At 50.8% G+C, this 26,762-nt stretch carries 28 protein-coding genes; 24 read left to right on the top strand and 4 right to left on the bottom strand.

What is annotated here, in order from left to right:
• Positions 1-276: 276 nt before the first annotated feature.
• The 22 genes from JW984_14145 (at position 277) to JW984_14040 (ending at position 21,160) form a co-directional block, all read left to right on the top strand.
• Positions 277-654 carry a hypothetical protein gene (locus JW984_14145; protein ID MBN1574336.1) on the top strand — a complete coding sequence of 126 codons (378 nt, stop codon included), beginning with the start codon at positions 277-279 and terminating at the stop codon, positions 652-654.
• Positions 655-879: 225 nt separating this feature from the next.
• On the top strand, positions 880-1,767 hold the full coding sequence (locus tag JW984_14140; GenBank protein MBN1574335.1) for a 4-vinyl reductase: 888 nt from the start codon (positions 880-882) through the stop codon (positions 1,765-1,767).
• Positions 1,768-1,939: 172 nt separating this feature from the next.
• Positions 1,940-3,019: a polymer-forming cytoskeletal protein gene (locus tag JW984_14135; protein ID MBN1574334.1), complete on the top strand. Its 1,080-nt coding sequence runs from the start codon at positions 1,940-1,942 to the stop codon at positions 3,017-3,019.
• A gap of 406 nt (positions 3,020-3,425) precedes the next feature.
• Entirely contained in the window at positions 3,426-3,995 is a 570-nt protein-coding gene (locus JW984_14130) for an RNA polymerase sigma factor (protein MBN1574333.1), read from the top strand.
• A gap of 15 nt (positions 3,996-4,010) precedes the next feature.
• Positions 4,011-4,463, top strand: coding sequence for a hypothetical protein (locus tag JW984_14125; GenBank protein ID MBN1574332.1), 453 nt, complete (start codon positions 4,011-4,013; stop codon positions 4,461-4,463).
• 37 nt (positions 4,464-4,500) lie between these two features.
• A complete protein-coding gene (locus JW984_14120) occupies positions 4,501-5,136 on the top strand; it encodes a class I SAM-dependent methyltransferase (protein ID MBN1574331.1) in 636 nt (211 codons plus the stop codon).
• 52 nt (positions 5,137-5,188) lie between these two features.
• Positions 5,189-5,557: a hypothetical protein gene (locus JW984_14115; protein MBN1574330.1), complete on the top strand. Its 369-nt coding sequence runs from the start codon at positions 5,189-5,191 to the stop codon at positions 5,555-5,557.
• A 56-nt stretch (positions 5,558-5,613) separates the two neighbouring features.
• Positions 5,614-5,895 carry a hypothetical protein gene (locus JW984_14110; GenBank protein MBN1574329.1) on the top strand — a complete coding sequence of 94 codons (282 nt, stop codon included), beginning with the start codon at positions 5,614-5,616 and terminating at the stop codon, positions 5,893-5,895.
• Positions 5,896-5,915: 20 nt separating this feature from the next.
• A complete protein-coding gene (locus tag JW984_14105) occupies positions 5,916-6,455 on the top strand; it encodes a class I SAM-dependent methyltransferase (protein MBN1574328.1) in 540 nt (179 codons plus the stop codon).
• A gap of 225 nt (positions 6,456-6,680) precedes the next feature.
• Complete coding sequence (gene galK / locus JW984_14100; GenBank protein MBN1574327.1) at positions 6,681-7,877, top strand: galactokinase; 1,197 nt, start codon at positions 6,681-6,683, stop codon at positions 7,875-7,877.
• Between the two features lie 237 nt (positions 7,878-8,114).
• Entirely contained in the window at positions 8,115-9,275 is a 1,161-nt protein-coding gene (locus JW984_14095) for a deoxyguanosinetriphosphate triphosphohydrolase (GenBank protein MBN1574326.1), read from the top strand.
• A 285-nt stretch (positions 9,276-9,560) separates the two neighbouring features.
• The gene (locus JW984_14090) at positions 9,561-10,766 is read left to right on the top strand and encodes a cation:proton antiporter (GenBank protein MBN1574325.1); all 1,206 of its coding nucleotides are present in this window, start codon (positions 9,561-9,563) and stop codon (positions 10,764-10,766) included.
• Between the two features lie 216 nt (positions 10,767-10,982).
• Positions 10,983-11,375: a DUF2784 domain-containing protein gene (locus JW984_14085; protein MBN1574324.1), complete on the top strand. Its 393-nt coding sequence runs from the start codon at positions 10,983-10,985 to the stop codon at positions 11,373-11,375.
• A 201-nt stretch (positions 11,376-11,576) separates the two neighbouring features.
• Entirely contained in the window at positions 11,577-12,050 is a 474-nt protein-coding gene (locus tag JW984_14080; protein MBN1574323.1) for a 4Fe-4S dicluster domain-containing protein, read from the top strand.
• Positions 12,040-13,782 carry an aldehyde ferredoxin oxidoreductase family protein gene (locus tag JW984_14075; GenBank protein MBN1574322.1) on the top strand — a complete coding sequence of 581 codons (1,743 nt, stop codon included), beginning with the start codon at positions 12,040-12,042 and terminating at the stop codon, positions 13,780-13,782. Before JW984_14080 ends, JW984_14075 begins: the two co-directional genes overlap by 11 nt.
• Before the next feature lie 307 nt (positions 13,783-14,089).
• The gene (locus JW984_14070; GenBank protein MBN1574321.1) at positions 14,090-14,617 is read left to right on the top strand and encodes a hypothetical protein; all 528 of its coding nucleotides are present in this window, start codon (positions 14,090-14,092) and stop codon (positions 14,615-14,617) included.
• Between the two features lie 175 nt (positions 14,618-14,792).
• A complete protein-coding gene (locus JW984_14065; GenBank protein MBN1574320.1) occupies positions 14,793-15,242 on the top strand; it encodes a hypothetical protein in 450 nt (149 codons plus the stop codon).
• Between the two features lie 171 nt (positions 15,243-15,413).
• Positions 15,414-15,788, top strand: coding sequence for a hypothetical protein (locus JW984_14060; GenBank protein MBN1574319.1), 375 nt, complete (start codon positions 15,414-15,416; stop codon positions 15,786-15,788).
• A 296-nt stretch (positions 15,789-16,084) separates the two neighbouring features.
• Positions 16,085-17,116: a radical SAM protein gene (locus JW984_14055; protein MBN1574318.1), complete on the top strand. Its 1,032-nt coding sequence runs from the start codon at positions 16,085-16,087 to the stop codon at positions 17,114-17,116.
• On the top strand, positions 17,085-17,972 hold the full coding sequence (locus JW984_14050; protein ID MBN1574317.1) for a hypothetical protein: 888 nt from the start codon (positions 17,085-17,087) through the stop codon (positions 17,970-17,972). Before JW984_14055 ends, JW984_14050 begins: the two co-directional genes overlap by 32 nt.
• The gene (locus JW984_14045; GenBank protein ID MBN1574316.1) at positions 17,972-20,068 is read left to right on the top strand and encodes an SPASM domain-containing protein; all 2,097 of its coding nucleotides are present in this window, start codon (positions 17,972-17,974) and stop codon (positions 20,066-20,068) included. Before JW984_14050 ends, JW984_14045 begins: the two co-directional genes overlap by 1 nt.
• Positions 20,069-20,383: 315 nt before the next feature.
• The gene (locus JW984_14040) at positions 20,384-21,160 is read left to right on the top strand and encodes a prolipoprotein diacylglyceryl transferase (protein MBN1574315.1); all 777 of its coding nucleotides are present in this window, start codon (positions 20,384-20,386) and stop codon (positions 21,158-21,160) included.
• A 40-nt stretch (positions 21,161-21,200) separates the two neighbouring features.
• Here the strand turns inward: JW984_14040 and JW984_14035 are convergent, their stop codons facing one another.
• On the bottom strand, positions 21,201-21,674 hold the full coding sequence (locus JW984_14035; protein MBN1574314.1) for a hypothetical protein: 474 nt from the start codon (positions 21,672-21,674) through the stop codon (positions 21,201-21,203).
• A 105-nt stretch (positions 21,675-21,779) separates the two neighbouring features.
• On the opposite strand from JW984_14035, the gene JW984_14030 reads away from it, so the two are divergent.
• Entirely contained in the window at positions 21,780-22,016 is a 237-nt protein-coding gene (locus JW984_14030; protein MBN1574313.1) for a hypothetical protein, read from the top strand.
• Between the two features lie 387 nt (positions 22,017-22,403).
• Positions 22,404-23,384 (top strand): radical SAM protein, encoded by a 981-nt coding sequence (locus JW984_14025; protein MBN1574312.1) that lies wholly within the window; start codon positions 22,404-22,406, stop codon positions 23,382-23,384.
• 38 nt (positions 23,385-23,422) lie between these two features.
• Here JW984_14025 and JW984_14020 read toward each other — a convergent pair whose 3' ends face one another.
• From JW984_14020 to JW984_14010, 3 genes are all read right to left on the bottom strand, one after another.
• Positions 23,423-25,120 carry an FAD-binding oxidoreductase gene (locus JW984_14020; GenBank protein MBN1574311.1) on the bottom strand — a complete coding sequence of 566 codons (1,698 nt, stop codon included), beginning with the start codon at positions 25,118-25,120 and terminating at the stop codon, positions 23,423-23,425.
• A 35-nt stretch (positions 25,121-25,155) separates the two neighbouring features.
• Positions 25,156-25,953 carry an HAD family phosphatase gene (locus JW984_14015; GenBank protein ID MBN1574310.1) on the bottom strand — a complete coding sequence of 266 codons (798 nt, stop codon included), beginning with the start codon at positions 25,951-25,953 and terminating at the stop codon, positions 25,156-25,158.
• A 96-nt stretch (positions 25,954-26,049) separates the two neighbouring features.
• Positions 26,050-26,445 (bottom strand): hypothetical protein, encoded by a 396-nt coding sequence (locus JW984_14010; GenBank protein ID MBN1574309.1) that lies wholly within the window; start codon positions 26,443-26,445, stop codon positions 26,050-26,052.
• Positions 26,446-26,762: the final 317 nt, after the last annotated feature.

Raw genomic sequence — 26,762 nt, 5'->3', positions numbered from 1 at the left:
ATTTTCTTGTCTAATAATATAACTATAAGTTTTTACTTTAATGCAGAACTGATAAGATTGATAAAAAATTTAAACTGACCCACTACCAATAACGTGGGAGAGAGATGTATCTATTTATCTGAAAAAAGCATTAATACAACAATCTTGACAATAAGGATAAATCAAACCATGCTAATTCTTTTTTTGCCGTAGAAATTTGGCCCAATCGTTAAAATACATTCCCATTTCCAATAAAATATGATATAATTTCTACAAATTTATTTTGTATATGAATACATGAACGGTGACGCGCTTTTATATACCGGCTCCTTTATGATCGCATTCTGGGGCCTCGCCCATATCGTAATGACCAAAAAGATTGTCGATGATTTCAAACTTGAGTCGATAGACAAAAGAAGGGTCTTGACAATGGAGTGGGTTACCGAGGGTCTCACGCTCTGCTTTATCGGGGGACTTGTCGTCGTCGTTACCGTGTGGGGCGGCTCCAAGAGCCCGGCTTCGATCGTTGTCTACAGGTCATCCACGGTTATGCTTGTGATAATGGCGGTCTTGAGCCTCTTTACCGGGGCGAGAACCCCCGCTGTCCCCTACAAGATATGTCCTCCACTCTTCATGACCGTCGCCGCGCTCTATTTTCTCGGAAGCCTGTTTTAGAAGAATAGTCCTGTCTGCGGGGTAAGGGAAAAAGGGCGATCATCGGTTGCTCGGAGGGGGCCTCGCTTTTAAAAACCGTGCCGCTGTTAAGAGTAAGGGCTGTCTTTGATATATTGCTGAAAAGCGATTTTGGAAGTTAAAAGTTAACTTATGGTAAGCATATAATTCATATTATTGTGCAATTTATCAATTCAATACTGCTAAAATAACTTATGGAGGTAAATTATGTCTAATCAAAGAAAAATAGTTTGGGACGCCGATAGAGGATTTATAAAGCTGATCACAGAGGGTGCGGAAGAGAGGCTCTTTCTCATAAGGGAGGGATTCATCAAGGCCTTCGCAGACGAGATTGTCAATGTGTCCGGCCAGAGGATGCTCACAATGATAGTAAGGAATCTCATGAAAAAATTAGGGGCCGGGGTGGAGGAGGGGCCGACCTGGGAGTCGTTTGAGCGTTTCACCGACAATGCCATCCTGACCGTCTCCAAAGAAGAAAGCGTCGTACCGGAGATATTTGCCTGGGACATGAAGACAAGAAACCTCCAGCTCAAGGGGGGCGGCATGTACGACATGTGGACCGTAAGATCGATCCAGGCGTTCAAGGAGGTTATGGCCGATATTCTGACCGAGAGGGGAGCGAACGCCATCCTGCACGATGTGGCGAAGGCCGGCGGAAAGGCGGTAAGCGAGGGGATTATGAAATCGTGGGGCTGGAACGACGTAAAATCGGCTCTCGACAGTCTCGACGGGGTCAACAGGTTCATATATCCGAATGCGGGATGGGGAAAATCGAGGGCCCTGGCGGAGATCGGCGGTGACGGCTTCGCAGTAGGAATCTTCAAGTATTGGGACTTGTATGAATCGCACGGGATGAAATCAGAGGGTCCATCGTGCACCATTTCACGAAGCTTCATAGAGGGGATCGGGGATGGCACAGGAAAGGCGATCTCGAACCAGGCGGCCGAGGCGAGGGAGGTGAAATGTATTGCCAAGGGGGACGATTACTGCGCCTTCGTAGTCAAGTTCAAGCCTGACAAATCTCCGCCCCTCGACTGGAAGGATCTCGAGGGGGAGTGGCGGGCCCTGGACGCGGTCGAGCTTCCTCCCGAGTGAGGCGTCTTTAAGCGGAGTAAATCACCGTGGTTGCGGGATAAGTCTCAGATCAATTATCGATTGACAATGAACTTTAGGAGGCGGATAATCGGGTGGATTGTATCCGGTCGAGCCGGAAGGACGCGATTTTTAAGACTTTTTGTTTCACTAACAAGACGAATGGAGTTTTGAGATGAGGACAAAAACAACCGCCATATTGATAATTCTGGCGATTTTTTTCATCTTGGTTGCCTCTTCCGCCCTTGCAACGGAGTCCAAGACCTTTAGGGGAGAATCCTACACGCTGGGGAAAGACGAGTCGGTGTCGGGGGATCTATACGTCGAGGCCTGGGAGGTCTCTATCGACGGCAGGGTCGAAGGTAACCTCTATATCCACGCGGGAGAAATCAAGTTGAACGGCACGGTTACGGGAAGCGCCCTGGTTCGCGGCTTTGAGGTGGAAATGGGGGGGGTCGTAGAAGGAAACGCCTTCATAAACGGCTTCGATGTGGATATCCCGGCAACGATAAAGGGAGACCTCAACGTGGGAGCGTTGGAGGTTGACCTGTCCGGAAATTATCTGTCTAAAACCAACGCCGAGGCGTTTATGATCATCGCCTCGGGTGAATTTGCCGGCGAATCGAACATCAGGGCGGATGAATTCACCATAACGAAAGACGCGGTCTTCTCGGGAGATCTCAACTACAAGGCCGATACGTTTAAGCGATCCCTTGGAGCGGTTACGTCGGGGGCTGTAAACGAGACTGCGGCCGAAGAAGAGGAGGAATACGGCCCTAAAATGGTATTCTTTGTCGTTGTCTGGGTCGTCTTCCTGATAGGATTTATCATCGTGGGCCTCGTTTTGAACAAGTTGTTTCCAAGCTTCGTCTCCGGGATTACGGAGAGAGTCTTCCACCGGATGATGAACAACCTTGGCTGGGGGGTTTTATTCCTCCTTCTTGCGCCCATAGCGGTCATTGTCCTCGCCCTCACACTGGTCGGGATTCCCCTCGCCGTCCTTATCATCTTGAGCTGCTTGATCGGACTCTACATAGGGGAGATCCTCGTGGCCGCGGCGACCGGGGGACTGATCTTCTCCCTCTTCAAAAAGGAGGGGATATCCTACTGGCTCAAGCTTCTGGTCGGAGCCCTGGTCGTTTTTATCATCACCATGATTCCAATATTGGGATTCTTTATCGGGGTTATCATCTACATATTGGGGATCGGGGCGATCAAGGGCTACCTCGTGGACCTTAAAAGGGGCTCTAAATAGGAAATAGAAAGCAATCCAGGCCCTGCCCGGATGGGGAGGGTTAGGATTTAGCTATCAAAAGAAGGGCGCTCGATAACTTCGTATCTGGGACGACGTGGGAATTTGAGCGCCTTTCTCTTTATGGAAGGGATGCAGATCGATGATTTGCATCTCAATTTGTCTCGGATTTTATAAGGGGTAAAGCCGTGGAAGAAAATCGTTGTCGTACTTCCTGAAATTGTTTTATCCCTGATAAAACCTCTCTCGTTTTTCCCGATTTGGGGTAGGTGGCGGGCGTAAATTCGATATTTTCCCCACATAACTTCCCAAAATCGCCATTTCCCCTTTTACCCGACACCGAAATGTGTCAAAATCCAAAAAAAACCTGTTTGCGAAATAAAACCGACCTTAAAACGTCTTAAATAACATGATGACAGAAGCGGCAGAGAAGAGGTTGACCGAATTCTGGTCGACGGAACAGAGCAGGCTGGTCAACTACGTCAAGCGGCTCATTGAGGATGCAGCCGACCGGGACGGAGAGGACATAGTCCAGGATGTCATTTTGAGCGTCCTGAGCAGAAACGACGAGATGGACCCGATCGAGGACCTGTCGTCTTACGTCTACAGATCGATAAGGAACAGGGTGATCGACCACATGCGCAAGAGAAAAGACATGGTGCAGTTTGACACGACGGATGACGAGGATTCGCACCTCTCTCTTTCAAACATCCTTCATGACCCGAAGTACAACGCCCTGGACGAGGTCATGAGGGGAGAGGTAAGGGAGCGGATATTTGGGGCGATCGGGGATTTGAGCGACGAGGAGAAGGCGGTTCTTATCGAGACCGAGTTTAACGGCGCTAAATTCAGGGAGCTGTCCGAGCTTTGGGAGGTGCCGATGGGGACGCTCTTGACAAGGAAATCGCGGGCGATTGCAAAGATCAAGGAGTCGCTTGCCGACCTCAATCACAACGTCAATAACGTTTTAAAGAAATAGCATTGGAGGTAAAAAATGGAAAGACAAGACACAGGACAAGAAAGAAATATAGAGAGCCGAAAGAAAAGAAGGATCGCGAGAAGGGCCGGGCACATTGTAGGCATGGTGTTCTTAGGGCTCACTTTTACGTTCCTTTTCGCCCTTCTCTTCGGCTACGTGATAATGTGGCTCTGGAACTGGCTCATACCGGCGATCTTCGGATTGGATGAGATCACATTCTGGCAGGCGTTCGGAATTATCATCATGGCAAGGCTTCTCTTCACAGGTTTAAGGATGTATCCTCCCCATAATAGCAAGTTTAAAAACTTCAATGGCCACATCGCCGATCACAAGAGGGCCTTCTTCGACAAGGATTGGGATTTCATGTTCTCGCGAAGGAATTGGCGGCATTACAAGGAATTCTGGGAGGAAGAGGGAAAGGCCGCCTACGAGGAGTATGTAAAGAAGGCCGAAGAGAAAAAGAAATAATGGTAACGGCGAAAATCAATAGATTAAGAGGTGTGTGATGTTCAAGAGAATCGAGCATAAAGAAGAGGCAATCTCCGGTTTTGAAAACGTCGACAGGTATAGAAAGGTTCACAGGGGATCCAAAGATATGCAATACTCATCGCTGATAAAGGGCATCAAGGCCCTAAACATCTCCGGCAGGTATCTCGAAGTAGGGGCGGGGCCGGGCACATTGGCCGCCATGATCGCTCAAGAAATGCCTAACGTCCAGATCACCGCCTTCGATTTATCGCCCGAAATGGCAAAGTTCGCCAACGAGTACATCAGCGAGAGCGGCCTTGACGGGAGAGTCCGCTCTCTCGCCTGCAACGCAGTGGACAAAAAGGAGATCGAGAAGCTGGGGACGTTCGACCTGGTGTACTCCTCGTTTTCGCTCCATCACTGGAGGGACCCGGAGAAGGTGATCGAAAACCTCATGGGAGCGGTAAAAGGTAACGGGGTCTTGTATCTCTACGACCTTAAGAGGGTGTGGTGGCTCTACCTCGTTCCGTCGAACGGGGGGTTTATAAGCTCCATCAGGGCCTCGTATCTGCCGGAGGAGATGGGGGACCTCCTTGATCGGCTAGGGATGAAAAAATACGAGACCATAACCCATTTCCCCTATTTCATGCAGTCGATAATCGTAAGGAAATGAGGTCGAATTTCAGATTGAGGCGTAATGCGTAAACGTTAGTGAGGAGTCTAAAATGTTCGGTTCACATATAAAAGAGAGGATTGCCGGATCGAATGATCGGGGCACGGTCAAGTTCTACAGCTCCCTTATGGATGAGGGGAGAGAAAAATCTAACGGAAGAAGAAAGGAAGAATGCATCATCTCCCATCTCTTTAAAAGGATCGACCATCTCGACAGCGTGCCTAAAGACAATCGTAACGAGGGTTTCATAAGGCCCACCTACATTATAGTCGAAGACCTTAAGCGGGAGACCAGAAGGGCCAAAAGACTCGGCGCAACGATAATACAGGGGGAGACAGCGGTGAATGGAACCGGCTTTTTCTCCATTATCACAGACCCAAGGGGAGAAATAGTCTCTCTGTGGCAAAAGGCCGAGCGTTAGAAACAAATTCAAAATTTTGTTTATCTATGCTGTTTACGATTGAGGTTGAAAAAGATATGAGTAACAATACCAACATATCCGTCCTAGTGACCAAAAGGCTTACGATACCGAAGAGGCTCACGGGAAAAGACCTCTACGACATTCTGAACGTGGACGAGAGCGACGACGCCCTTCTCCTGATGGACTCGAAGAGCCCGAACCTTAAGGGTTCTTATCTCATCAGGCCGGACGACGAGTCGATAGAGTTCGCCTTTGGATTGGTAAGGAACGAGCTGCCTGAGCATATGTTTATTATATTGAGGGGCCAAGGCCATCTGAACCAAAAGGTTAATCCTTAAGAGCTGAAAGGGAGGAAGAAGTGGAACTTAAAGAAGACAAGATTAGAAGCAATATCGATTTTAAACTGACTTCCCTGATGATTTCGATCAGGGACTTCATAAGGCCGAGGGAGAACGTATTAAAAGAGGTAAATATAGAGCCTGGATTTCGCGTTCTCGACTTCGGCTGCGGGCCCGGGAGCTACTCTGTATGCGCGGCAAGGCTTGTGGGCCGAAAAGGCAAGATATACGCCGCGGACATCCACCCGCTGGCCATAGAGAGCGTCACGAAGCGTGCGAAAAGGGCGGGACTCAACAACATCGAGACGATCCAGACAAACTGTAAAACCAGGCTCCCGGACAACTGCATAGACGTAGTATTTTTGTATGATGTCTTTCACGGCTTCGGCGAGCCGGAGAGATTTCTCAAGGAGTTTCACCGTGTCTTAAAGCCCGGAGGCGTCCTGTCATTTTCCGACCATCATCTGAAAGGAGAAAAGATCATTCAGGCGGTAACGGGTTCAAGCCTGTTTAAGCTTGCAAATTCTAACAAGCACACCTTTAGCTTCAAAAAGAGTTAGATCGACCACAACCCACGAATCATCCGTTCTTTAATCGGCGGGGTTTTTGTTCTAAACATACGCCGGCAACCGGTGAAAACGCGATAATCTCGATTTGCCGGCTTTCAGCAATCGCCCCAAACGACAAAAAACATATCAACCCCGCCCTTTTCCTCTTTACTTTTCCCCCCATATAGACTATAAAATTGTAGTGTAATTTTCTAAAAAAAATAAAAGGGACGATGTATGGACAACAATATTTTCCTTTTGAGGGCGTCATTTGGGTCGATATTTTATACCAAACCGAAGTTTTTGGCCAGCGCCCCCGGGCGGGTGAACCTGATCGGCGAGCATACCGACTACAACGAGGGATTTGTCCTCCCGATGGCCATTGAGAAGAGGATTTACGTAATGGCAAGGCCGATGTACGGCGACCTGGTCAGGCTGAAGTCGGTCGGCTTTCAAGGAATAGAGGAGTTTCAGGTCAACTCCAAAATAGTGAAGGGCGAAAGGGGCGAAGGCAACAAGACGAACTGGGCGGATTACGTCAAGGGGGTGTCGTTGAAAATAAAGGAGTCGGGCCGTGACATGAACGGCTTCTGGGCCCTCTACAGGAGCGATATACCGATAGGGGCCGGACTATCTTCATCGGCGGCGCTGGAGGTCTCGACAGCTATCGTCATTGCGGCGCAGTTCGGCTATACGCTTGAATCCGAGGAGATCGTTGCTATCTCCCACTCTGCGGAGAACGACTTCGTTGGCGTCAAGTGCGGCGTCATGGATCAGATGACGTGCGTCCATGCAAAGGAAGGAAACGCCCTCTTCATAGACTGCAGGGATTCAAGCTTTGAATATATCCCGATGAAGCTCAAAGACGAGACCTTCGTGGTCGTGGACACCAGGGTCAAGAGGGAGCTCGGGTCTTCCGTCTACAACGACAGAAGAAAGGAGTGCGAGGCCGCGGCGAAAGCGATCGCAAAGCTCCGCCCGGAGGTAAAGGCCCTGAGGGACGCAAAACTGGATGACCTCAAGGAAATAGATGGCAAGGTCGACGCCAACGCCATCAAGAGGGCGCGTCACATCATCACCGAAAACGAGAGGGTGATAAAGGCGGTGGAGCACCTCAAAGGAGGGAAATTCAAGGAGTTCGGAGAGCTGATGTACCTGTCCCATGAAAGCCTTAAAACCGATTACGAGGTGAGCTCGCCGGAGCTTGACCTCGTGGTGGATACCGCCAGGGGTGTTAAGGGGGTCTTTGGCGCAAGGCTTACCGGCGCCGGTCTGGGCGGCTCTGCCATAGTCCTCGTTAAAAAGGAAAGCCTGGAAGACCTCTCCGGGGCGGTGGTGGAGGCCTTTGCCAAAAAGGAGCTCGAAGAGCCGAACGTCTTTCCGGTATCACCCTCCGGGGGTGTCACAGTCGAGGAGATGGAGGTAAACGAATAGGGTTCCCGGCGCCCCGGGTCTCGTCCTAAAGGGGCCGTCATATTTTATAATAGAATAGGGGTGTAAGGGGGGATGGTACTGTTTTTGGCTGGCTGCCTTCGATGCTCAAGTCAGTTATAATTCAGTTTGTTGCCTATTTCCGGTTAATATTCTTGGGCCTATTTTATCGGGTGGCCCCTTGACTTATTTATCTCGTCCGATCACACAAGATCATATAATCATATTAATATCAGACCAATGAAGATAACCGTAAGGGAGAGAACGGAGGAGTGGGAGAAAGCCCACCTCGTTCCCTACGCCTCCCTCTCAAAGAACAGCAGGGGACGTAGGCACAAAGAGCCGGAGGATAACACCAGGACCTTCTACCAGCGCGACAGGGACAGGATAATCCACGCCAGCGCCTTCAGGAGGCTCGAATACAAGACCCAGGTCTTTGTCTACCACGAGGGGGACTACTTCCGCACCCGCCTCACCCACACCATCGAGGTCTCCCAGATCGCAAGGACCATAGCGCGGGCGCTGGGGATAAACGAGGACCTGACGGAGGCCGTGGCCCTGGCCCACGACATGGGGCACCCCCCATTCGGCCACAGCGGGGAGAAAACCCTAAACGAGCTCCTGAAGGATGACGGGGGCTTCAACCACAACGTCCACAGCCTCAAGATCGTCGACGAGCTGGAGAAGAAATACCCCGGGTTCAACGGCCTGAACCTCACCTACGAGGTGCGGGAGGGGATCGCAAAGCACACCACCGATTACGACAACGTCGGGCCGTCGGAGTTCTCCGACCACAGGTTTCCCTCCCTCGAGGGGCAGGTCGTGGACATCGCCGACGAGATAGCCTACAACAGCCACGACATAGACGACGGGATCGCCTCGGGAATGCTGAACCTCGACGACATCATGGATGTGAGGCTCTGGGGGGAGACCTACACCGAGGCGAAAAACAAGCACCCGGGAGAAGCAAGCAAGGTCCACCGCCTCGTCACCGTGTCGAAGGTCATAGGGAAACAGGTAAGGGACGTCGTCGAGGAGACCGCAAAGAACATCGACAGGTTCAATATCAAGACCGTCGACGACATAAGGGCCGCCCCGCAAAAGATTGCGCTCTTCGGCGAAGAGATGAACGTTCTCAACGAGGAGCTGAAGACCTTTCTCATGGAGAAGCTCTACCGCCACTACCGGGTCGTCAGGATGAGCGGCAAGGCGGAGCGGATATTGAAAGACCTCTTCAAGACCTATCTCAACATCCCCCTCCAGCTCCCCCCTGCCGTGTACGAGGAGTTCATGAGGACGAACGGGGATAAGAGGGTGATCTCCGACTACATCGCCGGGATGACGGACAAATACGCCATCGACGAGCACAACAAGCTCTTCGATCCTTACGAGAGGGTGTGAGGGGGGGTGTAACTTTTTCAGTTAAATAAATAGTTGCTTAATATAATATTGATAGCATCTATTGCAAGATTTCTCTTGATTTTTATTGGCTTTTTGATAAAATTAAAAACTTGGGGATGGGGTCCCCCTTTAATTGCCCATATGCTTGGCTGATGACTCCTATCGCTTTAACTTATTATAGCGGTAGAGTCATAACGACAGCATGGCCGTAACCCGCTATATAGCGGGTTTTTTATTTTACCGCTAAATTAGTCGTAAAATTAAAGATTTGAAGGGGGACTTTGCATGGAACACACCTTTACGATCGCTTCCCTTTGGTTGGGGCTCGCCGTTATTTCCGCTATTGTTGCCTACCACCTGCGCATCTCAATCGCTTTAGTAGAAATCTGTGTTGGTATAGTTGCAGCCGCCGTTGCAGGTTATTTTGGCAAGACAGACGCTCTTGGATCTAATTTGGAATGGTTACGTTTTCTTGCCGCTTCGGGGGCTGTCCTGCTCACATTCTTAGCTGGCGCAGAACTTGAACCGGATGTGCTGCGTAATAAACTGAAAGAAGTAACGGTAATAGGACTCGTTGGTTTTTTTGCGCCGTTTTTCGGGTGTGCTGCGCTCGCGTACTATGTATTGCATTGGAATCTTCAAGCCAGCTTGCTCTGTGGCGTAGCGCTTTCAACGACTTCAATGGCTGTCGTGTATGCGGTGATGTTGGAAACCGGCTTCAATAAGACCGATTTCGGCAAGGGTATTTTAGGCGCTTGTTTCATAAATGATCTAGGAACGGTTATCGCTCTCGGATTGCTCTTCGCTCCTTTTACCTACAAGACTGCTATCTTCATTGGGGTTACAGTATTTATATTAGCAGTATTGCCATTCACCAGTCGTTGGCTCACACGTGTGTACGCCCATCGTACGGCAGCGATTCGTACAAAATGGGTGATTTTTATATTATTCGGGTTGGGTGCCCTGGCTCTCTGGTCAGGCAGCGAGGCGGTGCTCCCAGCGTATATTGTGGGAATGGTTTTGGCGGAGTTTTCAGTCAGTGACATGTACTGGATTCGTCGTCTTCGAACCTTGACGGTAGGGTTTTTCACGCCGTTCTATTTCATTCGTGCCGGCACATTTGTTTCATTGCCCGCTCTTATTTCTGCTCCTCTTGTTTTTCTTATTTTGTTGGGCGGCAAGGTAATATCAAAGATATTTGGACTCTATCCTGTGATAGGCCGATTTCGCCGCAAGCGTGATGAAAGATGGTATTACACTCTCATGATGTCCACCGGTCTGACATTTGGAACGATTTCCGCACTCTATGGTTTCTCTCACAATATTGTCACACAGGAACAATATTCCTTTCTGGTAGCGGTGGTCATTGCGAGCGCAGTGGTTCCGACGCTCATTGCGGGACTGGTCTTTCTACCAAGTCACCTCTTACCTAAAAAGAAGGATGTGCAGATTGAACTTACACAAGAAAATGGTTTAAATGATGAAGGATGACAAATATTTTTTTAACTGTATAACAGCCGAAACCTTCACGTAAGTGCCCTATTCATCTTCTTTTTGATATGGGGTATATACTAGCTATAACTCAATGAAGGTTTAGGCATAGAAACTTGGTTTAAAAGATAACAAATATGTTATACTTTAATACCTGATCGGTCGCTTAGGAGAAATAGTTACCTTTAGAATTCGAGTGCCTATTTCAAGTTTGAAATGGAAAACATCCTCTCAGATGCCGTCCTTGTGGTTCACTTTGCGTGGATCATCTTTATCATCACGGCCCTTCCGATTGCCCTCTGTTTCAGGCTGAAAGGTTTGAGGATATTTCACACGGTTGCCCTCATATTCACCATCATCATGCAGGCGACCGGCACACTCTGCCCCCTGACTATAATCGAGGAGAATCTAAGGAGGAGGAGCTCGGCGACGTTTTCGTACGACGGGTCGTTTATCATCACCTGGCTAAGAAGGCTGATCTACATCGAGGACCTGGGCGTGTCCCTCAAGATAATATATATTCTCACAGCGCTCCTTCTCCTCTTCACGCTTCTGACCTACCTCTTCTGGCCTATACAAAAGAAAAAAAAGGGGACGAACGGAATCTAAAGACACTCGACCGGGCATCTTTTGATTATATAAAATAGAAGACTTTTTTCTTTACGTCTCTGCAATTTCTTGTTATAATTAGAAGTTGGGCGCGTTTAATTTAATTCCCTTTATTACCCAATGTTCTTTGTCGATTCTCCAATTCCTTTTAATCGCGTTCTTCATTTAATAAAAATGTCCAGAGATTTAAGGTGATATAGAATGCCTAAAGTACTAAGGGCCGTAAAGATGGATCAGTGCATAGCCTGCATGGGCTGTATGCTGACGTGCGCCCGGGTCCGCTATCAGAGCTTCTCGGTCGAGCGCAGCGCCATCCGCGTGAGGACGGCGGGCGGCTTTCAGAGCCAGATGATAGCCGATATATGCATGGGGTGCGATCCGCCACCCTGCGCCGAGGTGTGCATGAGCGGCGCCCTGACGCCCAGGGCTGGCGGCGGGGTCAAGTTCAACAGGGACGCCTGCTTCGCCTGCGAGAAATGCGTCGCCGCGTGTCCCGTGGGCGTAATAACGATGGATAACGAACTCCACATCCCTATTATCTGCGTCGAGTGCGGATCGTGCGCCCGCCACTGCCCCTACGAGTGTTTGGAGATGGTCGAGGTGGAGACGAAGGATTACGTAAAGGAAGAGGAGAGAATGGCAAGGGACGTTGAAGAGGAAAAGAATGCTGGGTAGGAACTACATAAAGGTGCTCTACATCGACCTTACGACCAGAAAAATAAAGATCGAGCGTCGTGAAGACCTGATGGAGTATATCGGCGGAAGCGGGGTGGCCATGAAGCTCTTTTCGGAGCTTGTGAAGATCGATCAAGACCCCCTCGATCCCGACCAGCCTATCATTTTCGCCATCGGCCCCATGAACACGATATTTCCGGTGGTGACGAAGACCGCCGCCGTGTTCAGGTCGCCCCTTACGGGAAACCTGGGTGAGAGCCACGCCGGCGGACGCCTCGCCATGGCGATGAGGTTTTCCGGCTACGACGCCGTGGTCATCACCGGGAGGGCGAGCTCCCCGGTTTATATCGCGATCACCGAAGGCTCCGTGGACATAAAGGAGGCCGGATTCATCTGGGGTGAGAGGGTGGAGCGGACCGGAAAGGTCCTGAGGGACAGGGAGACGCATATCGGATCGGGAAAACGGAGCATCATAAGGATCGGCAAGGCGGGAGAGAAGATGATCCGCTTTGCCGGCGTCAACGTGGACACGTACCGCCACTTCGGAAGGCTGGGGCTGGGGGCAGTCTTCGGCTCCAAGAGGCTCAAGGCGATAGTCATAGGCGGAAACCGCTCCTATCCAATCCTGAAGCCGAAGGAGTACAACAAGGTATACAACAAGATACATAAGATAGCCACCGAGTCGGGCGCAATGAAAAAATACCACGAAATCGGAACGCCGATAAACGTCGTCCCCTTGAACGAGGCGGGAGGGCTCCCCACGAAAAACCTCACTCAGACGAAATTCGAGCTCGCAAATGAGATCGACGGTGTATCCTTCGCGGAAGACCTCCTGTTGAGAAAGCTCTCCTGCAGCGGCTGCCCCACGGGATGCATCCACATCGGGCTTCTGAGGATCGAGTACGGCCCCGGCTACAAGACGAAATTTACCGGCGTCGGCTACGACTACGAGCTGATCTTCGCACTGGGGAGCATGATAGGCGTCGGGGACAAGAAGGGAGTTTTGAGGCTTATCGACGCCGTAGAGGAGTACGGGCTGGACGCCATGTCCACCGGGGTTATCCTGGCGTGGATTACCGAGATGTTCAAAAAGGGGCTTTTGACCGAAGACCAGCTCGGTCTCAAGGTGGACTTCGGGGATACCGAGGCCTACCTCGAGATAATAGCGAACATCGTAAAACGCCCTAATACTTTTTACAGGGACGTGGGAATGGGACTCGCCAAACTTGCCGAGAAGTACGGCGGAAAGGATTTCGCGATGGTCCTCGGCAAGCACGAGATGACCGGATACCACACCGGCTACGGCGCGATGATCGGTCAGTCCGTGGGCGCGAGACACTCCCACCTCGACAACGCCGGTTATGCCCTCGACCAGACGATGGACAAATTAGACAAGAGGGAGATGGTAAGAAAGCTGATCGAGGAGGAGATCGACAGGTGTATGTTGACCTCCCTTCACATCTGCCTCTTCGCGAGGAAAATCTACGGCGACAAGGAGCTCGTCTGCGAGGCCCTCGACTCTATAGGGATAAAGGCTACGCCGAAGTCCCTCACGGATATGGGCGAAAAGGTCTGGAGGCTCAAAAACGAGATGAAGAAGAAAATGGGATTCGACTTTAGAGAGCTTAGGTTCCCGAAGCGCTTTTTCGAGACCAAATCGCTGAACGGGATATTGGACACCGATACCGCAAAGGAGATTGTCGACATATATGTCAAGGAAGGGGGGCTCTAATTAAGACCGGTCGTTTCTCTGTGTAATATTTAGCGAAAATCCACTTTATTTCAATGGAATCTCCTTTAACCGCTGAAATCTTCACCTGCCCGTATTTTAAAATCATTTTTTTAACCTTTTGGTCACCAATCCGGTCAAATATGGAAGGTGAACGGCTCCGATGACGCCGCGCCTTTTCTCACAAAAATATTTGACTAAAAAAGTGATTTACGTCACAATCCAGAGAAAAAATTTGTTTATAATCTTTTTGAAAGAGAGATATTCTCAAGGGATTATAGTCTTTGACTGAAAAGCACGGAGGTACGATATGGGATTTATGGACGCGCTGAGGGGGATAAAGAGGCCGGAGCCTGGAACGGCCCCCGTATCGAAGGGCCAGCTTAAGAAAAATATCTTGGGCCTCGGGGGAGAAAAAGTACCCTTTAAGATCACGGAATCGAATGAAACCGACCTACTAGTGGAGCTCAGGGTGGTGGATGCCGAGTGGTACGAGATTTTCGCCAAGGCCGGGCTTGAAAAGACCTATCAGATTTATCTGCTTCTGGACGAGACAAAAAGTGAGGTTCGGGCTCTCGAAAAGATCGGCGAGGTGAGCTGGGAAAAGGGTGTCCCGACCATCAGCTTCTCCAAGTCCTCGTTTCAGGGCAGGACCATAGCCTACAAGGAGTTTGGAACGTCGTACGCCTTCAAGGAGCCGAAGCCGAGCTCCTTCGGCAAGGTCTATGAGTACGATTTTGACGTAAACGACGTTAAAAATCCCCTGATAGATACAATCTCATCCTCCGGCTGGTCCTATGTTCCGGTAACCACGATGCGAAAGGTGAAAAAAAGGTAGCAAAAAACATTACAACATTGATAATTTTTATTTGACATGTTTTTTTTCTTTGTGGTAAAATTTCCTATATTTTGGTTTTTTGCGTCTTTTTTGTAGTTATAGTGGAGATTCAAATAGGAGATCTATTTGAGATCTAATCTGGAATTTGATCTTTTACAATAGGAGGGATTTGTACATGGATAAAGACATGAAAAAAAATCCCGAGAATATCGCGGAGAAGAAGATTGGCAGGCGGGAGGCGATTAAGAGAATCGCCCAAGGAGTCGCGTTCGCCGGGACCTTTGCGGGCGCTTTCATGGCGCCAAGGGCATTTGGCGGACAGGATGATCTTATAGCCTACTACAATTACTTCAGATACTATCGATATTACCGTTATTATAGGTACTCCCGATATTATAGATACTACAACTACTACAACTATTACAGATACAGCAGGTCTTACTACAACTATTACAGATATAGCAGGTCTTACTATAATTACTTCAGGTACAGCAGGTCTTACTATAACTATTACAGATACAGCAGGTCTTACTATAACTATTACAGATACAGCAGGTCTTACTATAATTACTTCAGGTACAGCAGGTCTTACTATAATTACTTCAGATACAGTAGGTATTATTAATCCGAGACTTCTGTAATAGGATTGAAACGAAGAGTTTTTTAAGACCGCTTGAAGTTTTACCTTTGCGGGACCGTTGATAAAGAGTTATCTTGGTTTAATTTTGGATGGAAAAGTTATGTAATGAAAGGCATCATGTAATTTATTGATGCTTCAAGAGATAAGGAGGAGCCAATGGCGGATAAAAAGGACGAGAAAAATATCGAATCGCCCTTAATGGAAAATAAGATCGGCAGGCGCGAAGCCATAAAGAGGATAGCGAAAGGCGTTGCCGTAGCGGGGACATTTGCAGCAACCACGGCCTTCTTTCAGGACGAATGTGTGCCCCCTGCAGCCTATTACAACTACTCGAGGTCCTACAGAAGGTACTACAACTACTATAACTACTCAAGGTACAACAGGTCTTACTATAATTACTTCAGGTACAGCAGGTCTTACTATAATTACGTAAGATACAGCAGGTCTTACTACAATTATTCAAGATACAGCAGGTCTTACTACAATTACTTCAGATACTTAAGGTACTACCACTTCATATTTGACGTATAGATTCTGTTGGCCACCTGTGAATTTTGAATAATTTTGAGCACTCGATTCCCTGAACAAGACGATAAAGAAAACCGACAAGTTGGCAGCCGGCGATTTTTTAAGTATTTTTTACACACCATAGCGGTTAGTTCCGCTTTTAATCTAAAGAACAATAGAGAAAAAGTATACCTTTTTATGTATACTTTTATCGAAAGAAGAGCTTCAATCACCTCAATTACTATTTCAAGGAACGCTTGGAGATACTGAAGCTTTCGTACTTATAATTATCATATTGACGGAAATAAGGATAACGGCTCATGGCAAACGTCCTTCTGACATCCAAGTGCGTGCGCTCCTGTCCATACTGCTTTGCAAAAAAGGAGATGGACGAAAAGAGCATCGAAGATATCATGTCCTGGGAAAACCTCCTTTATCTCACCGATTTTTTCAAGCTCTCCGATGAGAACTTCGTGTCCCTTTTGGGGGGCGAGCCGACACTTCACCCGCAGTTTACCGACATAGTCCTATACCTCATCGAGCGGGACATGAAGGTCAACGTCTTCACGAGCGGCATCATGTCGGACAAAAGGCTCGATGAGATGAAAAAATACCTGACGAATATTCCACCCGAACAGCTCAGCTTTGTATGCAACCTCAACAACCCGAAGCAGACCCCGACGCCGAAAGAGGAGATCGAGAAGGTACATAAATTCCTCTCGGTTATGGGTCCATGGACCGAGCCGGGATTCAACATATACAGGACCGACTTCGAGATAGACTTCATCTTCGACCTTCTGATTCGCTTCGGGATGCACCACGGCCTCCGCCTTGGGATCGCGTCCCCTGTCCCGGGCTACGATAATATTTTTATCCGCCCTGACGAGATCAAAGGGGTTATAGACAGGCTCTACTCATACAGGGAGCTCTTCGACAGATTCCAGCTCGGCCCCGGGTTGGACTGTGGATTTCCCCTCTGCAGCTTCAACGACGAGCAGCTCGGGTGGATCTTCCGCACAACCGGCCAGATCGACTTTGGCTGCGGGCCGGCGCTGGACGTTACGCCCGACCTCGAGATTTACAGCTGCTTTCCCATGTCCGGCTATCACAGGAGGTCGATCTTTGAATTCGACAATATGGGCCAAATAAGCGAGTATTTCGGCAACCTGCACCAGCAGATCAGAAACGAGGTTGCGGGAATCTACGATGAATGTCAGGACTGCGTTTACCTAAAGACCATGAGATGCTCCGGCGGAGGTGTCTGCCAGATTCTCAACCACTTTGTAAAGGAGGCGCCGGTCAGGTTTCAGGAGATAGAAGATGGACTTTCAAAATATAGTCTTACCGTATGAGCCGTCTCTCATCGAGGCGTTGGAGGGAAGAGACGCCGAGTTGATCGTCCATGTGAATGACATCTCGGAGATTGTCCCGGCGGCCGACGACGTTTTATCCTCGAGGAACAGGCTTCGCTCCATAGTCGTTGGAACAGACAAGACCCTCGACCTCTTAGATTTCAGCGGAGGATGGGAGACGATTCCCGTAATCCTCTACTCCCCCGGCCCCGGGAGCTTTAAGGACCTTCAGCAGAAATTCGATCTGATTCACAAGCTCAACCTGCGCCCTTTGTTCCCGGCGGACAATAAAGAGGGAGTCGTCGGACTCCAAACCCTCTCATCCACGGGGTTTCAGTGCGGGGTCGACTTCGGCTTCGAGTCGCCGAACTGGGAGGCCCTGACGGATCTCATGACATATGCAATACTGATGACCACGTCCCACGCCAACGTGGAGCCTTTTTCTTATTTGATCGAAAATTACAACCCCCACGAATTCAACGACTGGAGCTCGGTCTACTTCGACGACCCGAAGGACTTCCTTCATCTCGACTCTCAGGGGAGGGCGGCCCTTACCTACTCCGATCTGGCATCAAAAAACTTCATCGCCGAAAATATTTCCGAGGTCGACTCAATGGAGGTGTGCCTTCAGCTGGAGGAGAAGAAGCGGGCGTGGAGGCGTTATTTCCTCGAGAACCTCCCCTGCTCCACGTGCGAGGGGTGGAGGGTGTGTCTGGGGAAGTTCGAGAGGCTGATCGACAAGTCGGGCCTTTGTTCGGCCGCGCCCTTTTTCAAAGAAATGCTCGATATATTGGATCAAAAATACTTTGAGATAGACAACAGGGACAGCCAACCGCAACAACAGGAGATGAATTAATGCCTACCGTAATCTTAAAAGTCACTGAGGCCTGCAACTCCAACTGCGCATATTGCGACGTAATCAGGAAGGGGAGCAAGGTTAAGACCGTGTCGGAAGAGATTCTGGAGCAGTTTTTTAAGAGGGTAAATGAATTTCTTCTGGAGCGCCCCGACGAGGAGATGGAGGTGATCTGGCACGGCGGCGAGCCGATGATGCTCGGCCCCGAATATTACTATCGGGCCCTTGATATCCAGAATAAGCACTGCCAGGAGACCGCCCCCAGAATAGATCACGCCATGCAGAGCAACATGACGCTGTTCGACAACAGCTTTACGGAGATCTTCGGCCTCCTTGGCATAGACAGCATAGGCACCAGTTACGACCCGACACCGTGCGTTCGCGGCCCCGGAAAAGAGATGGACTCGTCAACATACAACAGGAAATTCCTGGAGGGGGTGAAAAAGCTCGAGGAGGAGGGTCTCAGTTGGGGCATCATCCACGTCATCACCAAACACTCTTTGAAGGATCCCCTCGGGATATTCAACTTCCTGGCGAATATGACCCGGGACGGATCGATGATGCTGAATCCGGTCCTCTTCTACAAGGACGAGCCGAGGTCCCGGGAGCTGGGGATCACGCCCAAGCAGTACGCCGAATTCCTCGGAGAGATATTCCCGACATGGTGGAAGAACCGCAAGCGACACCCTTCCAGCGATCCATTCAGGAGCTTTGTCGATCACCTCACAAACAGCAATCCCTCTCTCCTCTGCAACGAGTCGGGGGTGTGTGCGGAGACCCACTTCGGGATGACCCCGGACGGCATGATGTACCAGTGTGGATGTGCATCGGACTGGGGACTGATGTGTTACGGATCGATATTCGACCGCTCCTTTACGGAAATATTGAAAGACCCGATAAAGGAGATGCTTCGGGAGAGAACCAAGGCGTTGAAGGAGGGACCTTGTGAGGGCTGCCGCTTCTGGGATATATGCCACGGAGGATGCGCCCTGGACGCCTGGGCGGTCACGAGGAACTTCATGGACAAGTCCCCCTGGTGCGTATACAGGAAAACATTTCTCCAAAAATATTTCGAGCCTACAACCGGAATCGAGTATATCCCGAACTCCATGACACAAGAAGAGTTAGATAATTATAAAAAGGAGCCCGAAGCTTTATACCCGCCTGTTTCCAGGGGAAAGTGGCATCCCCCCGTGAACCTCAAAAAGACGAAAGAGCCGGTATGGATCAACCTCGTCGGAAACGCCGGGGACGCCCTCATGGTGTCCGGCATCCTTAAGCAGCTGGTCGACAGGGATCCGTCAAGGAGGTTCAACCTCGTCATGAGGACCTCCTACGATTACATCTTCAGGGATCATCCGGCCATAGAAAATATCGGCCACCCGCCCGCCGATGCGGCCATATTGAACACCGCATATTGGGATCATCGGGACTTCGGAAAACCGGGGAAAAAGGCATACCATATACTGGCGAAGATGTTCAAGCTTAAAGCCCCGGTGGAAGAGCTCCTGTTCGTGCCCGGCCTCCCGGAGGAAGACCCGCTGCTTACCGAGTGGATACCCTTTAAGGAAAAGAACATCCTGATCTCGCCCTCTGTCGTGTCGCCGCACATGGAGCTTGACCCAAAGAAGTGGGAAGAGCTCGTAGAGAGGCTCAACGACGAGGGATTTCAGGTTGTTCAGATCGGAAACGCCAATTCGATCTACATCCGGGGGGCGTTGAGCCTTCTGGGCCTGACTACGCCCATGCAGGAGCTGGCGCTTCTGAAAAGGTTCGACCTTGTCATCACCGCGGATAATCCCCACGCATACCTGGCACATCTGGCCGGCGTCCCCGCCGTGGTCTTGTGGGGGCCGACCAACCACCTCCAGTTCGGATTCGACGGCCAGGGACACCTGCAGACAAGGCCGACTTGCGATTACCCGGACGGCTGTATCAGTCCCGATAATGCCGTCTCCTTCGAGAGCGAGTGCCCAATGGGCCCCGACCACTGCATGAACCAGCTCGACGTAGAGACGATCTTGAGCGCCGTGAGCGATATGCTCAACGGCAGGGAGGCAAAGGGGGACGAGGGCGTCGTCCACACCTCGCCGTAAATGCGTGGTTGGAGTCGGCCGTAAAGATGTGGGGGGGGTGCCGAAAAAATATGGGGGGGGTACAGCTGGATTGTACTATTTGAGTCCCTCCTGCTTTAACGCTGCGGTTTTATCGCGATGTTGGGTGGTTTAGTTGGCACACCGGGCGGATCATTTAAACCGAAGGCACGGGGACTCCCAGTAACTTTGAAAACGGCGGGGATATTCCAGAAAGGGCTTTCTGACCGCCGGTTTTTTCTATTAACTAATTGATCCAAAGCCGATAAAAACCGTTATTTTTGTCAAAACCGATTCTTTAAGGAACCTCGCCGTCCAATGCACCCCGACCTCCTCACGATCAAAGGCTTCACGATACATTCCTATAACTTCTTTGTCGCCCTGGGGCTTCTCACGGGATCGCTCTTTTTCTTTTACGAGGTCAAGAGGTCGGGACAGGACGTCTGGACGGGGATCGATCTCTACCTGTGGGCGGTTGTCGGCACTTTCATAGGAGGTAAGCTCCTCTACATTCTGATCGATTTCAGAAATATCCCCCGCTACTTTTCATCGCCGGGGACTATTCTAAACACCGGCTCTACGATGCTGGGGGCGCTTCTGGGGGCGCTCTCCGCCGTCGTTATCTACTTCAGGGTCAAGCGGCTCGACCCCTGGCTCTGGTCGGACCTATACGCCCCCTCCATCCCCCTTGCCCAGGCCGTCGCGAGGATAGGGTGCCTCATGGCGGGGTGCTGCTACGGCATACCCACCGAACTCCCGATAGGGATAGTCTTTACCGAATCCCGTATCGCGCCCTTAAACGCCCCGCTCCACCCCACGCAGATCTATCATATGGCCTTCAACCTTTTCATCTTTCTCTTTCTCCTCTTGAGGAGAAAAAGGGTCGCCTTCAGGGGCGAGCTGATCTTATCCTACGTCTTCCTCTACGTCACCGCCAGGAGTCTGGCGGGTCTCTTTCGCGCCCACCCGCCGACTGGGGGGCCTTTCGGGGCGACCCCGACCTCCCTTGTCATCTTTGCGGTGGTGACAATCTTTGCGGCCGTCTTCTACTATCGGATTCGCAACGGAACCGGATCGGAATCCAAAAAAATATGATTGGCCGATGAGCCGTTCATGCAGCGGGCTGTTTGGATTTCTATCGTTGTAGGTTTGTGTCGTCAATATTTGTGGGGAACGGCCGGGTGGGGTCTATCTCGACCCCCGTATCGGTACTGTCGTTGTAGACGTGGAGGGGTATCCACCTGTCCGCCTCGGTTATCTCCCAGATGTCCAGGTGCTCGTCGTCGTCGATATTCGTCCAGGCCCTGGCGAGAAAGCTTCTGCAGTCGGATTTAAGAATCTTCCACGTGTAATCCTGTCTCTTGGAGTCCGGCACAAAGCCGATCACGTCCGGATCACTATCGAAGCAGCCGTGCCTGGAAAAATAGGAGAGCTCCGACTGGTATATCTTCTCCAGGAGTCTCTGCGCCTCGGCCTGCTTCTTCTTGAAGCTGAAAGTGTGAAATATCGGAACGGCAAGCCCGAAAAAACCCGCAACTATCAAGGCCACAAGGCTTACGGAGACCAAAAGGGGGACGACAATACCCCTGAATTCAGTCCTGTTAACCATGGATAAAATAATAGTCTCGGAAACGGGAGGTTGTCAACAAAAACATTGACTAAATCCCTCAAAACCGATAATCTATAGTAAGCAAAACTCTTTTGGAGGAGTTTCATGAAAAGAGGTTTAGTAGCTTTTGTTTCCGTATTTTTTCTCGCCGCTGTTATCATTTCGACCTTCGGTTGCGCCCCTGACGCGGGGAAAATGTATAAGGAAAAGAGGACCGAGGTGGAAAACAAAGAGCTTAGAGAGAGGGTGACACAGCTGGAAAAAGAGGTGGCTTCTCTAAAGAAGGAGTTGAGGAACTGCCTTGAAAGCAGAATCGAGTCGCTGGGACCCGAAACCGAGTAGTCCTCAGGGCCTTCTTTTCAGAGGGGGGTTGGGGCAAGGGGTTGGTCGATTTACGGAAATGGGCGTCTTTGTGAGGGGGGGGGGAGGATGGGGGTTTGTCTTTTCGTGACGAAGTCGGTGGCTTCTTTGCCGGCTCAGAGCGAACACGGGACGATCCCCATTTTAATTTTAATGGCTTCTTCCCCTCTAATTTCTTTCAACTGTCAAAAAGGGAGGGACTTTTACGGCAAATCCAATATCTATCGGCCCCGCCGTTGAAACCGTTCTCCCCGATCGACATGATATTGAACGAAGCCTTTAATAGGTAATAAAGCCTCGAATAGTCTCACGGGTATTGCCGACAATCAAGGGGTGATTCATTAACGGAAGAGCTCGACGGGTATCGAGATGGAACCTCCGTCAGACGACTTCATCGTGACGACAAGAGAGAGGAAGACCAGCGTCCTGAAAAAGGGAACCTTCGGCTGCCTCAAGGGGATAGCCTCGATAAACATCACTATGGGCTGCCTTTTGGGGTGCGTCTACTGCTACGCCCGGGGGTACCCGGGGGCGCCGGGCAGTCGAAGGGCCGTCCTCTTTGACAACCTCCCCGAAAAGCTGGAATCAGAGCTTTCGAGGAAGCGGGAGAGGGTTCCGAACGTCCTCTTCAACACCGCGTCCGACTCCTTTCAGCCCCACCCGGATATCTTGAGGATATCGGTCAAGGCGATGGAGATACTACTCTCAAGCTCAATACCGATCTCCTTTCTCACGAAGGGGGTGATCCCAAGGCGCTTTTTCGATATGGTCTCCGGCGGCGGCCACTCCGATCTGGTCACCGCCCGAATCGGTGTCGTCTCCCTCTCGGAAGATTACAGGAACAGGTTCGAGCCGCACGCCGCCACGCCGGCCGAGAGGCTCAAAAACATCGAGGGGCTTATGGAGATCGGCGTAAAGACGGAGGTTCGGATCGACCCGGTGATCCCGTTCGTGACCGACTCCAATGAGGATTTCGACACGCTCTTTCGCGAGCTCGCCGAAAGGGGAATAAAGAGGGTCGCGATAAGCTACCTCCACCTCCGTCCCGCGATAGAGGAGCAGTTCAGGCGGGAGCTCGACCGTTTCAACATGAGGCTCATAGAGGGGATCTTCACGGGATCGGGCTGGGAGAGTGTGGGATCATCAACCAGGAGCAAGCTTGTTTCGAAGGGGGTTAGGGAGAAAGGCTATGACAGGGCGAGGGAGGCGGCGGACAAGCACGGAATAAGGCTCTCCGTCTGCTCCTGCAAAAACCCGGACATGCCGGGCGAGATATGCACCGCCGACCTGATCCGGCCGCAATTCACCGCCGATGAGGGAAAGAGCCAGCTCTCCCTCCCGTTTTCTTGAGAAAATCCCCCATCAACCGAAGAAAAGTTCGGGGGAGATTACTTTTCCCCCTTCTCCCCCTTCCCCTTCAGGTCGAGACCAAGGGTTCCGCCCGGATTCATGATGTTCTTTGGATCGAGGTAGTCCTTTATCGCCTTTATCATCCCGAAGGAAACCTCCCCTATATGCTCCCTGTACCACGGCGCAAACATCTTTCCGATGCCGTGGTGGTGGGAGAGGCTCCCTCCCGCCTTCAGGATGGCGTTTACGATGTCCGCCTGAAATTTGGTGTAGTCCTCGATCTCCTTTCCCTTCGCCATGGGAGACAGGAAAATGAAGTATAGATTTGCCCCGTTTTGGTAGCAGTGGGAAGCGTGAACCATGCAGATAGTCTTCGGCCTCGCCTTGACCACCTTCCTTACATTCTCCCACACGTGCCTGATATTGCTCCAGGTGCACGCGGTTTCAAGGGTGTCTGACATGATCCCAATGTCGAGGAGGTCTTCCCTCATGTAGGGGTCGTTGTAGCGGCGCTTCCAGTACCCCTTGACCCCCATTGATCCCAGGCCGAGGCCGCCGTGTCTTTTCGATATCTTCCTGATCTTCTTCTTGATGAGCTTGCCGTGGTCCTTGTCCCCCTCGGACGACCCCAGGAGGATTACGCGTCTTCCCGGCTTGTAGCCCAGAAGCTGCAATATCTTATCGGGAAGGCTCCCCTCAAATCCCTGGAGCATCATGGCGATGTCGGTCTCCTCCGGGTCGGAGATTCTCAACATCGACGGAAAGCCGAACCCGCCCTGCATGATCTCCCGCATGGCGGCGAGCCCCTCGTCCCAGTCCCTGAAGAACCAGGTGAACATCTGCCGGTCTTCGGGATTGAAGGGAAATATCTTCAGGGTCGCCTCCGTCATGACCCCGAAGGCCCCCTCGCTTCCCATCATTATCTCGTCGATGTCCGGGCCGATGGAGGCGGCAGGAAAATCCTTTGTCACGATCATCCCCTTCGGGGTTACCACCCTCATGGAGACCGTGATGTCCTCGATCTTCCCGTATCCGGTCGACTGGCCGCCCGCCCCTCTGGTCATGACCCAGCCGCCCACGCAGGAGTACTCGAACGACTGGGGGAAGTGCCCGCAGGTAAACCCGCCCTTTATCCTGCCGCTCCTGTAGCTGTTCAGGTACTCTTCATATGCCGGGCCGAACATTCCTGGCTGGACGCGGCAGGTAAAGCTCAACTCGTCGACCTCAAGGACCTTGTTCATGTGCCTCGTGAAGTCGAGGCTTATCCCCCCCTTGACCGGCACCGTGCCATAGGTCACGGAAGACTTCCCGGCGAAGGGCGTTATCGGGATCTTTTTCTCGGAGCAGAGCTTGACGAGCTTAACGATATCTTCCTCACCCCTGGGGTAGACAACGACGTCCGGGGGATACTGTATATCCCCCTTTCTTAAGCTGATGACGTCCCTGTAGGCGGCGCTGACGGCGTGGCGGGCCCTTGCGTAGTCTTCGACATCGACGTTTTCTTTCCCCACGATTCCGGCGATCTTCTTGATTTCGTCGTCCTTTATTTTCGGCTTTTTCAAGGGTTTAATGTCTTCCAGCCCCGGGAGATGGTGAGTCTCAAAATCTTTGTGCGTAAAACCAAAGTTCTTCCTGATATAGTCAGTCAGGTTTTCGCTGGGGTGATGAAATCCGTCCACAGCGCCCCACTTCGCAATGGAGCGGTACGATTTGTTCGAGAATTTTTCAATCCACACTTAGGGCCTCCTTTGTAAAAAGTATTCTATTCAAATCAAGCCTTATTTGACATGATGATGTCGGCGACCTCGGCAAATCCCTCCCCGCCGGGGCTGTCTGCAATATATGCCGGGGGATTTTTTATGTCATCGAGAAAATCGGTGATGTTGGAAACGCCCACGCTGTTGGGGAAATATCTGAACATCGGCTCGTCATTGGGGGAGTCGCCTATGAAGATGAAGCGATCCTTGTTTTGGTCGAGGTTAATACCCAAGACCTCTTGAGAGAAGATCTTAGTCATGTTGAGCTTGTCGTAGTTGCCGAACCAGCCGTTTACGTGAATAGAGCTTACCTTGTAGGTAACGCCGTTGGCCTTGAAGATCGCGCAAATCTTGTCTATTTCCTTCTTCGAGAGCTTGGGTACATCCTCCGTAAAGTCGATCGCTACATCGAAGAGGCGAAAGGATTGGTCGGAGGCGTAGGCCGTTCCAGGGACTTGCTCAAGTATTTCGTCCCCTATCGATTTGAGCCTCTCCCTCTTCTCCTCGATCTCGACGGGGTCTATGAAAAACCTCCTGACGAGTTTTCCTTTTTTCTCATCGAGGTGGAAGTAGAGCGCCCCGTTTTCCCCCACAACACCCGATACCGGCCACATCCTGGCGATGTGATCGCACCAGCCGGCCGGCCTCCCGGTGATGGGGACGGTCTTGTAGCCCGCCCGATTAAGCGCCCAAAGGGCGTTAAACGACGCGGCGGGTATCTTACCTTTAAGCGTAAACGTATCGTCTATGTCAAAAAATATCCCTGACAATCGATTAATGATATTCGGTGAAAGCTTGCTGACAGGTTTCATGATGAAAATTCGGGGACTGCACCCCGATCCTCATTTAATTTACACAATATCCTATAACGCAACGGCCGGGACAGCGCTGGATGTTCATATCTCAACTCAAACCAAAAGGAGACCAATTGCGGCGACTCCGAGAACAACGACCATAAGCGCCAAAATCCCCAGCACAAGAAGCTGCGCCATCCCGTGGAATAGCCATGCCAAAAAGGCCTTGCCCCACGTGGTGTTGAAAATAATTTTTAGGACGAAAAGGGTGATGATGACCCCGATGATCCAGCCCGCAATCGAGCCAAAGCCGAATACAGCGGCGCCGATGCCGGTCAGGGCCCAGACGAGGAAGCTCGACACGAGGGCCGCCCAGAACGACCTTAAAAACGTGGCCCCGCTGATCCCAGCAAGCTTGGCGCCTATCCATACGAAAATTGCCGAGACGGCCGTTGCGACTGCAATGCACCCGGCGACAAAAAGAAACAGTGCAAATCCGACGATCTCCATGTTTGCTCCTTACATTAGAAAAGAATATATTAAATGTCTGTTCTAATTACAAAGCAAAGGTTAGTTATACATTGGCAATATTACCATTCCGGTGTTTACGCAGTATTTAATATAGACTATTCTCTGCTATAAAACTACAAAAAATTGAAGAAAATATTGTATTTGCGATTAAAGCGATTTTGGGAGATGTTTTTAGGGCAACAAATTTTTTTTGAAATGTAGACGGCGGATTGAAGTGGACCCAATATGGTAGACAGTGAAACGGGGGTTTTAAGGTGGATCATGCGGCCTGTTTCCCCCGTTGGTTTTTAAAATAT

Source organism: Candidatus Zymogenus saltonus (genome assembly GCA_016929395.1).
In the GTDB taxonomy this organism is placed as follows: domain Bacteria; phylum Desulfobacterota; class Zymogenia; order Zymogenales; family Zymogenaceae; genus Zymogenus; species Zymogenus saltonus.
Note: the sequence above shows the minus strand (reverse complement) of the source record. Positions and strands in the feature narration are given on the sequence as shown.